This is a genomic window from Rhizobium sp. Rhizsp82 (assembly GCF_047325115.1).
In the GTDB taxonomy this organism is placed as follows: domain Bacteria; phylum Pseudomonadota; class Alphaproteobacteria; order Rhizobiales; family Rhizobiaceae; genus Rhizobium.
This window is the reverse complement of record NZ_CP168570.1, coordinates 3,658,823-3,671,557: the sequence shown is the minus strand read 5'-3', so window position 1 is coordinate 3,671,557 and position 12,735 is coordinate 3,658,823. Positions and strand designations below refer to the sequence as shown.

Sequence of the window (12,735 nt, the reverse complement as noted above, 5' to 3'; positions counted from 1 at the left end):
CCGCTTGCACACTGGAATCGTGTGACGATCAACGAGCGAACGGGTGGTAAATGGCTCGGAAGGCGAAGAAGGGATCCAACCGGGAAATCCGCGTCAGCGCGGATGCGGCAGCCGAGGCGCAGCCGTCGGGACGGTCCAAATTGGATGGCCGCAGTTTTCTCTATGTCGGCGGCCGGGATTGCCAGGTGGCACATCTTCGCGAGATCGCCAGCAGCTTCGGCGCCGAGCTCATCCATCATGACGGCGGGCTGCGCGAAGCGGTCTCCCGCATCGATACCGTTCTTCCCTCCGTCGACTGCGTGTTCTGCCCGATCGACTGTATCAGCCATGACGCCTGCGTGCGCGTGAAGACCGGCTGCAAGAAATTCGGCAAGGCCTTCATTCCGCTGCGCAGCGGCAGCAAGTCCAGCCTCGAGCGGGCCTTGAACACGATGAACGAACGAGACAATTCCTGATGAAAGACCAGCGCCCCGAGGGCTTCATGATGATCGGCCTGCACAAGCTCGCCGCACAGAATGGCGACGGCCTCGTGCCCGAACTCTACGATCTGCTGATGAAGAATGCCGAGCGCCGGGCAGAGGCGGATAACGTCACCGAATTTCCCTACTGGGCGACGAGGATGCCGGGTGTCGAGCCGGAAAAGCCGCTCGGCCGCGAGGCTGCAAACGGCAACAACATCGTTGCCTTCGCCGCGCCGGTGCGCAAAAGCCGGAAGCGCTGAGGACGCCGCATGTATATCGCAATGAACCGCTTCAAGGTCGCGACCGGTTCGGAAACCGAATTCGAGGATGTTTGGCGCAACCGCGATTCCAGCCTCTCACAAGTGCCGGGCTTCGTCGAATTCCGGCTGCTGCGCGGCAAGGCGAATGCGGAGGAGGGCTATACGCTGTTTTCCTCGCATACGCTGTGGGCGAGCGAGGAGGATTTCCTCAACTGGACGAAATCCGAGAGTTTTCGCGCCGCCCATCGCAATGCGGGTGATCGCAAGGCGATGTACAAGGGGCCGCCGGTCTTCGAGGGTTTCAACGTGGTCGAGGGTATCTGAGCGATGGAAGATCCGCAGCGCGTCGAAGTCATCCCGATCCTGCCGTCTCTCGATATTGCCGAGACGCTTGCCTTCTACCGCGATGAGCTGGGCTTTGCCGCGACCTACGAGACGGCGGATTATCTGATCGTCCGCCGCCAGGAGATGGAGCTGCATTTCCGTCTGACGGACGACCGCTCGCTCTGCGAACGCAGCTCCGTCTATATCCGCGGCGGGCGGATCGGCGCGCTGCATCAGGAATATTCCGGCAAGGGCGTACCGCGCCTCAGCGCGCTCGAACTGCGCCCCTGGAACATGGAAGAATTCTTCATCCACGATCCGCACGGCAACCTGCTGCGCTTCGCGCGCATTCCCGGCCGCTGAGTTCTGCCGACAACTGGGGTCCCACTGCGACCCCCGGGGTCCTTCTGCGACCCCTGGCCGCAATCTGCCGCGGCGAGGACGCGCTATGGTTTGGCCCTTCGCCCGTGCTATCGTCCTGATATGACGAAGCCTGTTCTATCCCTGCAACTCTTCTCGCTGCGCGAACTCGGATCGCTCGACGCCCAGCTTTCCGCTGCCGCAAAGGCCGGTTTCCAGTCCGTCGAGCCGCTCGGACATCAGTTGCAGGATGCAGCGGCGCTCAGCGAAGCGCTGGCGCGCCACGGCCTGACCTCTCCCACCGCCCATATCGGCCTCGAATTTCTGCAGAGCGAGCCGGGCCGGGTTGCCGAGGCCTGCCGCGCCTGCGGCATCAGGGAACTCTTCGTGCCGCAATCGGCTACCTTCCTGCCGCCGGAGACGACGGGCGGCTGGCAGCGCCTCGGCGCCGAACTCGGCCGTCTCGCGGAGCGCTATGCGGCAGACGGCATTTCGGTCGGTTATCATAACAAGATGGCAGGTTTCTCGCTGTTGCCGACGGCGCGCTACGGCTTCGAGGTGATGTTCGAGGCGGCGCGCGGCACACCGCTGGTATGGCAGGCCGATATCGCCTGGATCTCGCGCGCCGGCGTCAACCCGGCCGACTGGCTGCACCGCTACGCCAAGGTTCTGGTCTCCGCCCATGTGAAGGATCGCGCGCCCGAAGGCGCCAATGCCGACGAGGACGGCTGGGCCGACGTCGGCGCCGGCACGCTGATGTGGCCGTCGCTCTGGCGGCTGGCGCTGGCGAACGGGGCGCGGACGCTGGTGGTCGAGCACGACAGCCCAAAGCGGCCGTTTGAATTTGCGCAGACGAGTTTTGCCTATCTCAGCCGGTTTATGGCGCATTCGTGAGGGGGCCGGGGTGCGGCCCAGAACTCCATCATCCCTGTGACGAGCACAGGGACGATGGAGGAGAGGTGGGGCGGTCTTCGTTCAAACTGCTAAGGTGGGTGGGTTTGGGGCTCTCTGCCTTCAGAGCCAACAGCCCCCTCATCCGGCTGCCGCCACCTTTGTAACTTCCCTTTATCCGCTATCGAGGCTGTAATGCCTATCGCGGTGGCGGATGGAAGACCGATGCACCTTTGGGACACCAAGCCCGTGGGAGAGCCTGGGTCTCCGTCCGCCGTTCCATTGAACCCGAACAGTCGCCAGGGCCGCTTGCGCAGGCAAAGCCCGCTTAGGCAAGGATGGGATCCGATGGAGACGATAGTAGGCATCGATGTTTCGAAAGACCGGCTCGACGTGGCGGTGCTTCCGCAGGGCGAGGCTTTTGCGGTGGACAACGACGATGCCGGCATTGGCGAGCTGACCGGCCGACTGAAGGCGATCGGGGCCGATGCGATCGCGCTTGAGGCGACTGGCGGGTTCGAGACGCAAGCTGTGGCCGGACTGTCATCGGCAGGCCTGACGGTGCTCGTCGTCAATCCGGCGCAGGTGCGTGCCTATGCCAATGCCATTGGCCGCAAGGCCAAGACCGACCCGATCGATGCGGCCGTCATTGCCGCCTTCGTGCTGGCGACCAAGCCCGAGATCCGGCCTCTGCGCGATGCCGAGACGCAGGCTCTTTCGGAACTCGTCGCCCGCAGGCGCCAGATCGTGCAGATGATCGTTGCCGAGGAGAACCGGCTGCGTATGGTGTTGGCAAGACAGGCGCAGAAAAGCATCAAGCGCTTGCTTGCGGCCTTGCGGCGCGAACTCGAAAGCCTCGATGCCGATCTCGACGACCATATCCGCAAGTCGCCGATATGGCGGGTGCGCGAGAGCCTGCTGGTCTCCGTGCCAGGCGTCGGGTCGACAACGGCCCGCACGCTGCTGGCCGAACTGCCGGAGCTCGGCAGCCTCGACCGGCGCCAGATCGCCTCACTGGCAGGATTGGCGCCCTGGACGCGGCAGTCGGGCAAATGGAAGGGCAAGAGCTTCATCGGCGGCGGCAGAGGCAAGGTGCGCGCCGTTCTGTTCATGGCCGCCCTCGTCGCAAGCCGTCACAACCCAGGTCTCAAGGCCTTCCGCGACCGGCTCGTCGCCGCGGGCAAGCCGAAGATCGTCGCCATCGTCGCAACCATGCGAAAGCTCCTCACCATCCTCAACGCTATCATCCGGGACGCAAAACCATGGCAAAACGCTTGACGCCAAAGACAGTCGCTCTCCCCGAGGGGAGAAGGGACGTTTGGCGGCCGCTCGTTTCGACCCGTCCCAACTCGCTACGTGGCTATGAGTGCCGGCCGGATGCAAGCGAGAGATCCAATACTGCGGTCACAATTGCGACCGTCCCCTCTCCCCAACGGGGAGAGGGCTAGGGTGAGGGGGCTCCGGGCTCGAGACTATCCGCCCGCCACTCTCAGAGCTGCAGCACCATCCCCACACGCCGCCCGGCATCCATACCGTTGGCGATCTCACCCTCCAGGATCGCCCGCAAACCCGCGGGCATATCAGCGGGTTCTTCAAACCCCATCGACCGGTAGAACTGATAATTGAACACGACAAACCGGTCAGTCGTCAGCATCGCCGCCGACAGCCCGCGTGCCCGCGCAATATCGATCGCCGCCAGCATCAGGGACCGACCGATGCCCTTGCCGTGGAGGTGCCTGATCACGTCGACCTCGGCAATATAGAGCATGCCGTCGATCTCCTCTGCGGCAAGGAAACCAACCGCCACATCATCGCCGTCCGCTGCAACGATCAGCAGGTCATCCGCCAGATAAGCGCCGAGCTGCTCAAGCGAGAGCGGATGCGGCTCGCCCGGGAAGCGGACGCCGGCGTCGATCAGCGCGCCTGCGGCATCCATCTCGATGGCGCGCAGCGTTTCGAGCTCGCCCTTGCGGGCCAGGCGGATCGTCGTGGCGGTCATCGGGCCGGGCGGTGCAGGAAGCCGCCGATGGCGATCGCGAGCCAGCCGAGCATCATCGCCCAGCCGCCCGTTGGTGCAGCGTAGGGGAAGAGGCCGTGTCCGGCGAAGCGCAGCGAGACGAGGTCGCCGGAAAAGAGGGCGGTGCCGATGATCATCAGCAAACCGGCCAGCCAGGCGGTTTTCAGTTTCTCGCCTGCGAGCGCCAGGGCGAGCAGGGCGGGCGCGTGGGCGAGGCACATGGCGGAGGCCGAGGCGGCGAGGCTGGCGTCGCCGCCACCATGGGCGGCGACGGCGGCAAGGCCGACACCGGCGGTGCCGAAGAGACCGGCGAACAGGAAGAAGAGGGGCGCGATGCGGTGATTGTCGAGCATGCGCTCTATTCCTTGTTCTGCATGTGGAAGGCGAGCCGCTCGATCGGCGGCCAGATGATCTCGCGGAGTTTCGGATTGGCGATCGTCTCGTCCATCGCCTGGCGGAAGCAGAGCAGCCATTCGTCACGCTCGACCGGGCCGATCTCCGCAACGAAATGGCGGCTGCGCAGGCGCGGATGGCCGCGCTTGTCGGTATAGAGCGGCGGGCCGCCGAGATAGCCGGTCAGATATTCGTAGAATTTCTCTTCGCTGCCCGTGAGGCTCGGCGGGTGAACGGCCCGCACATGTTTCGCCTCCGGCAGCGTATCCATCAGCTCGTAGAAGCGGTGCGACAGCGCCTTTACCGTGTCGTCGCCACCGATCGCCTGATAGAGCGTGATTGCCTCTTCAGCCACTGAACCATCCCTTGATACCCCGCATCTGTCATGCAACGGACAGGCGGCGAGCGCAACCTGATGGCTCCAAGGCGCGGCAATTCGTCCAAATGCCCGCACTGGCAGGCGCCTCTATCGATTTCGATTGACAAAACCGTCCAGCCGGTATTTTTGATGATCATGGCACTCGCACATCACCGCAAGAAACAACCCGAACTCGTCCGCCGGCAGCTGCTGGATGTCGCCGCGCGTCTGGCGACGGAGAATGGCATGGCGTCGGTGACGCTCGATGCAGTCTCCGGCGCGTCCGGCGTCAGCAAGGGCGGGCTGCTGCATCACTTCCCGACGAAGAACGCGTTGCTCGATGCGCTGTTCGAAAGCCTGCTCGAGCGTTTCGATGCCGATATCGAAGAGCGGATGCGGGTCGATCCGGTCTCGCATGGCCGCTTCACGCGCGCCTATCTGCTGGCTGTCGCCGATATCCAGGGCGACCGTGAGGACTCCCGCCATTGGGCGCAGGTGACGATCGCCATGCTCGCCGAGCCGCGGCTTCGCCAGCGCTGGCGCGAATGGGTGCAGGCGCGGGCCGACGAATATGTCGGCACCGATTCCTCCGTCGATGCGCAGATCGTCCGCTTTGCGGCGGATGGACTGTGGCTTTCGGATACGACGGAGAGCCACGATCTCGGCCCTGCCGAGCGCCGGGCGCTGATTGCGCGGCTCGGCGAACTGACCAAGCGATAATTCCAGGATTGAAGACCATGAACCCGGCTGCCGTCTATGCGTTGCTCTTTCTCGCGATCGTGCTGGAAGTCATCGGCACGACGGCGCTGCAAATGTCGCAGCAGTTCACCCGGCTCCTGCCAGCCGCCGTGGTCGTCGTCTGCTATGCGGCGGCCTTCTATGTGCTGTCGTTGACGCTGAAATCGATCCCGGTCGGCATCGCCTATGCGATTTGGAGCGCTTTGGGAATCGTGCTGATTTCGGCCGTCGGGCTCATCTGTTTCAAGCAGCGCCTCGACCTTCCGGCGATGATCGGCCTTGGCCTCATCATCACCGGCGTGCTCGTCGTCAATCTCTTCTCGAAATCCGTTTCGCACTGATTTCATTAGGGTTTGTGCGTATTCCTGCGCCGCATCGCCGCGCGGAATTTTCCCCTTTGTCAAATTGCGGCCAAAGGTCTATGTCTTCTTGTGACTTGGAGGAGGCACGGCGCAGTTTTGAGCATTTTTCCAAAGCGCTTTGAATTCTTCTCGACCTGCCAGTTTTGACAACCCCGAAAGCCTAGAGGAGCACCAGCATGGCCATTCGTACCGTCGTCTGGGGAGAGAATATTCACGAGAATACCAACGAGATCGTCAGGGGGATCTACCCGGAGGGCATGCACACGACGATTGCCAAGGCGCTGAACAGCGATCCCGGCATCAACGCGACGACTGCAACGCTGCAGGAGGCCGAACATGGCTTGCCGCAGTCGCGTCTCGACGAGACCGACGTGCTGCTGTGGTGGGGCCACAAGGATCATGGCGCTGTCTCCGACGAGATCGTCGAGCGCGTTGCCAAGCGCGTCTGGGAGGGCATGGGCCTGATCGTTCTGCATTCCGGCCATTTCTCGAAGATCTTCAAGTGGCTGATGGGCACGCCCTGCGCGTTGAAATGGCGTGAGGCGGGCGAGCGCGAGCGGCTGTGGGTCATCAATCCGCGCCATCCGATCGCGGCCGGTCTCGACGAGAATTTCGTGCTCGAGAATGAAGAGATGTATGGCGAGCAGTTCTCGGTTCCCGAGCCGCTGGAAACGGTGTTCATCTCCTGGTTCCAGGGCGGCGAAGTGTTCCGCTCGGGCATGACCTGGCGCCGCGGCGCCGGCAACATCTTCTATTTCCGCCCGGGTCACGAAACCTACCCGACCTATCACGACGCCAACGTCAAGAAGGTGCTGATCAACGGCGTAAAATGGGCCCATAACCCGGCCGGCGCGTTGACTGCGATCCATGATGCTCCAAATGTGCCGGTTGAGAAGGCACTGGAGCCGATCGAAGAACGCGGCCCAAGATTGCACCAGGCCGGCGAAGCCGGTTACCGCTGAGGAGCATCCATGCGACTACTCGTTCTCGGAACGGGCGTGATGGCGAAGAACCAGCTCGACCACTTTACCCGCATTGACGGCGTGGAAGTGGTCGGCGCTGTCGATACCGACACCGTCCGCCTTGCGGCCTTCGCCGACAAGTTCAACATCGAAAAGCGTTTCCTGACCCTCGACGAGGCGATCGCCTGGGGCGAATTCGACGCGGCGACCAATGTGACGCCTGACAGGATCCACCACCCGACGACCATGGCGCTGATTGCGGCGGGCAAGCATGTCTTCTGTGAAAAGCCGCTGGCGGAGAATTATCCGAAGGCGCTGGAGATGACGGAGGCTGCGGAAGCGGCCGGTGTCATCAACATGGTGAACCTCACCTATCGCAATGTCGCGCCGCTGCAGCGCGCCCGCGAAATGGTGCTGTCGGGCGAACTCGGCACGATCAAGCATGTGGAAGCGTCCTATCTGCAAAGCTGGCTGGTGTCGCGCGCCTGGGGCGACTGGCGCACGGAATCGACCTGGCTCTGGCGCCTGTCGACCGGCCACGGCTCGAACGGCGTGCTCGGCGATGTCGGCATCCACATTCTCGATTTCGCGGCATACGGTGCTGCGACCGATATCGATCATGTCTTTGCCCGCCTGAAGACCTTCAACAAGGCGCCCGGCGGCCAGATCGGCGAATATATGCTGGATGCCAATGACAGCTTCACCATGTCGGTCGATTTCGCCAATGGCGCGCTCGGCGTCGTCCACGCTAGCCGCTGGGCGACTGGGCATCTGAACGAGCTGAAACTGCGCATCTATGGCGAGCGCGGCAGCCTGGAGGTCAACCACAATCCCAACGGCTCGTCGCTGCGCGGCTGCCTTGGAGACGATGTGGAGACGGCGACCTGGAGCGATATCGAGGTTCCCGCCGTGCCGACCAACTACCAGCGCTTCGCCGAAGCGGTGATGACAGGCGTCCAGCCCGATCCGAACTTCCGCCATGCCGCCAACCTTCAGAAGGTGATCGACCTCTCCGTCGTTACCGAGCGGGAACGGCGCGAGCTGAAGGTGTGATCTTCGGGGGCCGCAGCTTTACTGCTGCGGCCCCTGCATCCCCCGGCTGAATCCGTTTCTCCCGCCACCCGGTTCCGCGCTATTGTGGCGCATGCGCAAGCCGGTTGTCTCCTTCGGTCCATTCCGCATCGATCTCGCGACGGGTGAGCTGGCGCGGGAGGGCAAGCCCATGGCGATCGGCCAGAAAGGCGCTCTCCTGCTGGCCGCCCTGGCTGCGGCGGAGGGCAAGGCCGTCTCCAAGGCCGCGCTGATGGAATGCGGCTGGCCGGGTCTTGCCGTCGAAGAGGGCAATCTGACTGTGCAGATCGCATCGCTGCGCAAGGCGCTCGGCCAGCGCAACGATGGCACGGAATGGATCGTGACGATCCCGCGGCTCGGCTACCGGCTGGCGCTGGAAAGTGCCGTTGCCGCCGATGATCCGCATCCGCCCGCCGTTGCCGTCCTGCCCTTCGTCAATCTCGGCGCCGGCGCCGAGCAGGACTATTTCGCCGATGGCGTCGCGGCCGAGATCATCACGGCGCTGGCGCGGTTCCGCTCCTTTTCGGTGGTGTCGCGCAGTTCTTCCTTTGCCTATAAGGGCCGGGCCGTCGATATCCGCCAGGCGGCATCGGAGCTTGGCGTCCGCTATCTGCTCGAAGGCAGCGTCAGGCGCGACGGCGAGCGTATCCGGCTCGATGTCCAGCTCATCGATGGCGTCACGGCGGGGCATCTCTGGGCCGAGCGCTTCGAGGATGTCATCGGCCATATCTTCGGTTTCCAGGATCTGATCACCGAGCGCGTCGCCTCCACCGTCGAGCCGTCGATCGAGATTGCCGAGATGCAGCGCTCCCGCCGCGAGCGGCCGCAGAGCGTCGCCGTCTACGATCTTTATCTGAGGGCACTTGCCGCCCTTCATGACGAGTCGATGGAGGGCAATGCGGCCGCCCATACGCTGTTGCAGCAGGCGCTGACGATCGAGCCGGACAATGCGATGCTTCTTTCCCACGCTGCCTGGGTGCTGGAACATCGGCACGCGATGGGCTGGCCGCCCTTTACCACAGATGATGCGGCCGAGAGCGTCGAGCTGGCGCGCCGCGCTCTGCAACATTGCGCCGGCGATCCCCGGGTGATGACCCATTGCGGCATGGCGCTGCTGCAGGCGGGGCGTGATTACGAGGGCGGCGTCGCCGTGCTGGAGGCGGCTTTCGCCGCCAATCCCAATGACTTGATGGTCGCTGCCGCCTCGGGCATCGCCCTGCTTCATTGCGGCGATATCGGCATTGGCGTCGAGCGTCTGCAGCGCGCCGTGGCCCTCGGCCCGCGCGATGCCGATGCCCGCTTTTCGCTGACGGGACTTGCCATGGCAGCGCTGTTTAAGCGGGATTTCGAGGCGGCAATCTCCTGGGCGGCGCGATCCCTGGCGCTGAATGCAAATTTCGATGCCACCTACTGGATGCTCATCGCCGCCCATGCCCATCGCGGCGAGCTCGGCGAGGCGCATCGCCATCTCGAAAGCCTGCGCCGGATCGCGCCCGGCGTCTCGCTCGCCAGTATCCGGGCGGGGCAGCCTGCGAAGGATCCGAGCCGGTTCGCCATCGTGCTGGAAGGCCTGGCGCTTGCCGGGCTGCGGGCGGAATAGCCTTTGCATCTTTTAGGAAGTTTTCACGCGCGGTTTAAGGACCCGCGCGCCGCGCTGCCGCAGGATGATCTCACCATCAGGGGAGGTTTCCATGCTCTCGGCACTCAGCATCGTCTCGCTCGATCAGGGCAAGCTCTATGGCGATCGCATACCGGTAGATGATCTGCCGGTGTTGCCCGCGCCGCCGCGTCTTTCCCTTCTTCGCCGCCTCGCTTTTCGCCTCCACCTCCGCAAACGAAAAGACCCCGCCGAAGCGGGGTCTGGAGCGTTGCCTGCAGCCGGGATCGTTACTGGATGACCTGCACGACGCGGTGCGTCTGCGGCTCGACGATCACACGCTGGTTGTTGACCACCGTGTAGGCATATTTCGGATTTTCCGGCACCGGCATGACCTGCACTTCGGCCGGAAGCGGCTTGCCGACGACGATCGGCTGCTGGACGACCACGGCCTGCGGCGGGGCGGGCTGGGCCTCGACATAGGTGACGACCTCGCGCGGCGGCGGATCGATCACGGCACCGGCAACGGCGCCGGCGACACCACCCACTGCAGCGCCCACGGGGCCGCCGACAATTGCACCCGTCACGGCGCCACCGGCCGCGCCGGTCACAGCACCATCAGCCAGCGCATTCGTGGCCAGGGACGACAGCGCCAGCGCGCTGGACACAAGTAGGATCTTGTACATTTTCGTTTCTCCTTAGCTCGGTTTGCGGGGAGAAAACGATGCACGTTATCAGTTGTTCCCGGATGAGAATCACGCTTTCCGCGTAGTGGTCACATGGCGTGAGCAACGGCCGAATTGCCTCAATGCACCCTGTCGGTCTCCACCGCCGCGGCCGGGAAGGCCGGTTCGAAGGGGAAGCGGCGGGTTTCGCCATGGGGGGTGGTTTGTAGCGAGGCGGTCTTGCGGGCGCGCAGTTCTTCCTGAATGACGAGGTCCATGCCGAGCTTGAAATTGCGGGTGCTGAAGCGGGCGGCGTGTTCGCGGATGGCGGCGGGGTCGAAGGCGGCTGATTCTGCTTCGAAGGCGTGCACGGCGTCGATGATCGCCTCAGGTGTCTGCTCGTGGAAGAGCACGCCGCTGAGGCCGGGGACGACGGTTTCCAGCGCGCCGCCGCTGCCGAAGGCGATGACCGGACGGCCGCTTGCCATGGTCTCGACGGGGATCAGGCCGAAATCCTCCTCGCCCGGGAAGATAAGCGCCTTGCAGCGGGCGAGCTTCTCCTTGAGCACGGGGAAGGGGGCGCGGCCGAGGAAGGTGATGGTCGGACCGGCAATTGCCTTGAGTGCCGCCAGTTCCTTGCCTTCGCCGATGACGACGAGATTGCGGCCCATCTTGGTGAAGGCGCGCACGGCGAGATCGACGCGCTTGTAGGAGACGAGTTGGCCGGCGCAGAGATAGAAGTCTCCGGTTTCAGCCGCGGGCGCGTAGTCGTCGACGGCCACCGGCGGATAGATGACGGTTGCCGAGCGGCCGTAATATTTGCCGATGCGGGCCCTGACGTGATGCGAGTTGGCGACGAAGCGGTCGACGCGCATGCTGGTACTGACATCCCAGGAGCGCAACAGCGGCGCCATCCAGGGCAGCAGCATGCGCGAGGCGAGGCCGGCATTGGCACGATAGGAATGGTAGTGGTCCCAGATATAGCGCATCGGCGAATGGCAGTAGCAGACATGCGTCGAATGCGGCGGGGCGATGATGCCCTTGGCCGGGCCGGATTCGCTCGAGATGATCAGGTCGTAGCCGCTGAGATCGAGGCTTTCGAGGGCGAAGGGCATCAGCGGCAGCAGCGACTGGTAATGCTTAACCGCGCCCGGGATCTTCTGCAGGAAGGAAGAGGTCACCTTGTGGCGCTTGATCTTCTCGGAGACGCGGCTTTCGTCATAGACCAGCGTGAAGATGTCCGCTTCCGGATACATGTCGCAGAGCGCCTCGACGACCTTTTCGCCGCCGCGCATGGACACGAGCCAATAATGAACGATTGCAACGCGCATGGATGTCCCCTCGATTGAAGCGGTGCCATCATCGGCGAAGGCTGGCGTGCGCCATAGCGCTTCCATCGGCGGCCGGCGGATCAAATAGGGGTAGGGGGCTAGCCGAAAGTGTTATGCATTCTCAGGACGTTAGAGCCCGGCGGCAGCTGAGTGCACGGCACGCAAAAAGAACCGGAGCGTTTATGGCGCTCCGGCTCAATTTCCTGCGATATGAAACATTATTGAGCGAACTCGCGGATTTTGTAGGCGACTTCCGTGCGGTTCGTCGCATGCAGCTTCTTCATGATGTTGCGAATGTGAACCTTCACGGTGCTTTCGCAGAGGTTCATTTCATAGGCGATGATCTTGTTGGACTTGCCGCGGCGCAGAGCGTCGGCGACAGACATTTCGCGCGGCGTGAAGGAATGATCGCCGCATTTGGCTGCCGTGGTGCTGGAGGTGATCATCTCCTTGGCGGCGAGCAGGCTGCTGGCCGGAATGAAGACGCCGCCCGCACGGGCAAGTGCAATGGCTTCGGCGGCAACGCCGATACCGATATTGGCCGGAATGTATCCCTTTGCTCCGCATTCCAGCGCCTTCAGTACCTGCTGGATCTCGTCGCCCTCTGCGCCGACGACAACCGGTACCGATGGAAATTTCTGAGTGAGCTTGGCAATCTTATCGCTCACATCCGGGTCCGAGACGTGCTTGCCGCCGATCATATAGAGGATCAGCGCCGGCTCGAACCGCATGCGCTTGCGCTGCCAGTCTTCGATGGAGGTCGCGGTGATGACCTTGAGGTCCTCGTCATATTCGGAAAGGCTGCGCGACAGGCATTCGCTCTGCAGCGAACGGGGATCCAGAAGAAGCACGTATTCCGGCAGGTCTTCCTGGGCGTCTGCCCGGGAGGATGAGGAAAAGTGCCTCAGGGAATCCGATGTGCGAAGAGAGATGAGGTGAGCTGCT

18 protein-coding genes are annotated in these 12,735 nt (G+C 63.5%); 12 read left to right on the top strand and 6 right to left on the bottom strand.

The genetic code is table 11. The features are described from left to right. Positions 1 to 50: 50 nt before the first annotated feature. The 6 genes from ACEN84_RS23250 to ACEN84_RS23225 all read left to right on the top strand — a co-directional run bounded on the left by ACEN84_RS23250 (position 51) and on the right by ACEN84_RS23225 (position 3,574). Positions 51 to 455: a DUF2325 domain-containing protein gene (locus ACEN84_RS23250; RefSeq protein ID WP_413710057.1), complete on the top strand. Its 405-nt coding sequence runs from the start codon at positions 51 to 53 to the stop codon at positions 453 to 455. Then, positions 455 to 721: a hypothetical protein gene (locus ACEN84_RS23245; protein ID WP_413710056.1), complete on the top strand. Its 267-nt coding sequence runs from the start codon at positions 455 to 457 to the stop codon at positions 719 to 721. Before ACEN84_RS23250 ends, ACEN84_RS23245 begins: the two co-directional genes overlap by 1 nt. Positions 722 to 730: 9 nt before the next feature. Then, entirely contained in the window at positions 731 to 1,045 is a 315-nt protein-coding gene (locus ACEN84_RS23240; RefSeq protein WP_413710055.1) for an antibiotic biosynthesis monooxygenase family protein, read from the top strand. Positions 1,046 to 1,048: 3 nt separating this feature from the next. Beyond that, positions 1,049 to 1,408 (top strand): bleomycin resistance protein, encoded by a 360-nt coding sequence (locus ACEN84_RS23235; protein WP_413710054.1) that lies wholly within the window; start codon positions 1,049 to 1,051, stop codon positions 1,406 to 1,408. 120 nt (positions 1,409 to 1,528) lie between these two features. Further along, on the top strand, positions 1,529 to 2,299 hold the full coding sequence (locus ACEN84_RS23230; protein WP_413710053.1) for a sugar phosphate isomerase/epimerase family protein: 771 nt from the start codon (positions 1,529 to 1,531) through the stop codon (positions 2,297 to 2,299). Between the two features lie 345 nt (positions 2,300 to 2,644). Then, positions 2,645 to 3,574, top strand: coding sequence for an IS110 family transposase (locus ACEN84_RS23225; protein WP_413710052.1), 930 nt, complete (start codon positions 2,645 to 2,647; stop codon positions 3,572 to 3,574). Positions 3,575 to 3,785: 211 nt separating this feature from the next. Here ACEN84_RS23225 and ACEN84_RS23220 read toward each other — a convergent pair whose 3' ends face one another. The 3 genes from ACEN84_RS23220 to ACEN84_RS23210 are packed head-to-tail and all read right to left on the bottom strand — an operon-like array spanning position 3,786 to position 5,061. Continuing rightward, the gene (locus ACEN84_RS23220) at positions 3,786 to 4,295 is read right to left on the bottom strand and encodes a GNAT family N-acetyltransferase (protein WP_413710051.1); all 510 of its coding nucleotides are present in this window, start codon (positions 4,293 to 4,295) and stop codon (positions 3,786 to 3,788) included. Next, entirely contained in the window at positions 4,292 to 4,666 is a 375-nt protein-coding gene (locus ACEN84_RS23215) for a DUF423 domain-containing protein (RefSeq protein WP_413710050.1), read from the bottom strand. The genes ACEN84_RS23220 and ACEN84_RS23215 overlap by 4 nt, the downstream gene beginning before the upstream one ends. 5 nt (positions 4,667 to 4,671) lie before the next feature. After that, positions 4,672 to 5,061, bottom strand: a complete 390-nt coding sequence (locus ACEN84_RS23210; RefSeq protein WP_130283897.1) for a group II truncated hemoglobin — start codon at positions 5,059 to 5,061, stop codon at positions 4,672 to 4,674. A 159-nt stretch (positions 5,062 to 5,220) separates the two neighbouring features. Between ACEN84_RS23210 and ACEN84_RS23205 the strand changes: the two genes are divergently transcribed. The 6 genes from ACEN84_RS23205 (at position 5,221) to ACEN84_RS23180 (ending at position 10,095) form a co-directional block, all read left to right on the top strand. Further along, on the top strand, positions 5,221 to 5,784 hold the full coding sequence (locus ACEN84_RS23205) for a TetR/AcrR family transcriptional regulator (protein ID WP_413711347.1): 564 nt from the start codon (positions 5,221 to 5,223) through the stop codon (positions 5,782 to 5,784). Positions 5,785 to 5,801: 17 nt separating this feature from the next. Further along, complete coding sequence (locus ACEN84_RS23200) at positions 5,802 to 6,143, top strand: SMR family transporter (protein WP_112711462.1); 342 nt, start codon at positions 5,802 to 5,804, stop codon at positions 6,141 to 6,143. A 197-nt stretch (positions 6,144 to 6,340) separates the two neighbouring features. Next, positions 6,341 to 7,126, top strand: coding sequence for a ThuA domain-containing protein (locus ACEN84_RS23195; protein WP_413710049.1), 786 nt, complete (start codon positions 6,341 to 6,343; stop codon positions 7,124 to 7,126). Positions 7,127 to 7,135: 9 nt separating this feature from the next. Then, entirely contained in the window at positions 7,136 to 8,179 is a 1,044-nt protein-coding gene (locus ACEN84_RS23190) for a Gfo/Idh/MocA family protein (protein WP_130283893.1), read from the top strand. A 91-nt stretch (positions 8,180 to 8,270) separates the two neighbouring features. Beyond that, entirely contained in the window at positions 8,271 to 9,797 is a 1,527-nt protein-coding gene (locus ACEN84_RS23185; protein WP_413710048.1) for a winged helix-turn-helix domain-containing protein, read from the top strand. A gap of 91 nt (positions 9,798 to 9,888) precedes the next feature. After that, positions 9,889 to 10,095 carry a hypothetical protein gene (locus ACEN84_RS23180; RefSeq protein ID WP_112711362.1) on the top strand — a complete coding sequence of 69 codons (207 nt, stop codon included), beginning with the start codon at positions 9,889 to 9,891 and terminating at the stop codon, positions 10,093 to 10,095. Here ACEN84_RS23180 and ACEN84_RS23175 read toward each other — a convergent pair. From ACEN84_RS23175 to ACEN84_RS23165, 3 genes are all read right to left on the bottom strand, one after another. Further along, positions 10,085 to 10,480, bottom strand: coding sequence for a DUF1236 domain-containing protein (locus ACEN84_RS23175; RefSeq protein ID WP_112711361.1), 396 nt, complete (start codon positions 10,478 to 10,480; stop codon positions 10,085 to 10,087). The genes ACEN84_RS23180 and ACEN84_RS23175 overlap by 11 nt on opposite strands. A gap of 119 nt (positions 10,481 to 10,599) precedes the next feature. Then, the gene (locus ACEN84_RS23170) at positions 10,600 to 11,790 is read right to left on the bottom strand and encodes a glycosyltransferase (RefSeq protein WP_413710047.1); all 1,191 of its coding nucleotides are present in this window, start codon (positions 11,788 to 11,790) and stop codon (positions 10,600 to 10,602) included. 218 nt (positions 11,791 to 12,008) lie between these two features. Further along, positions 12,009 to 12,641, bottom strand: coding sequence for a response regulator transcription factor (locus ACEN84_RS23165; RefSeq protein WP_246777447.1), 633 nt, complete (start codon positions 12,639 to 12,641; stop codon positions 12,009 to 12,011). Positions 12,642 to 12,735: the final 94 nt, after the last annotated feature.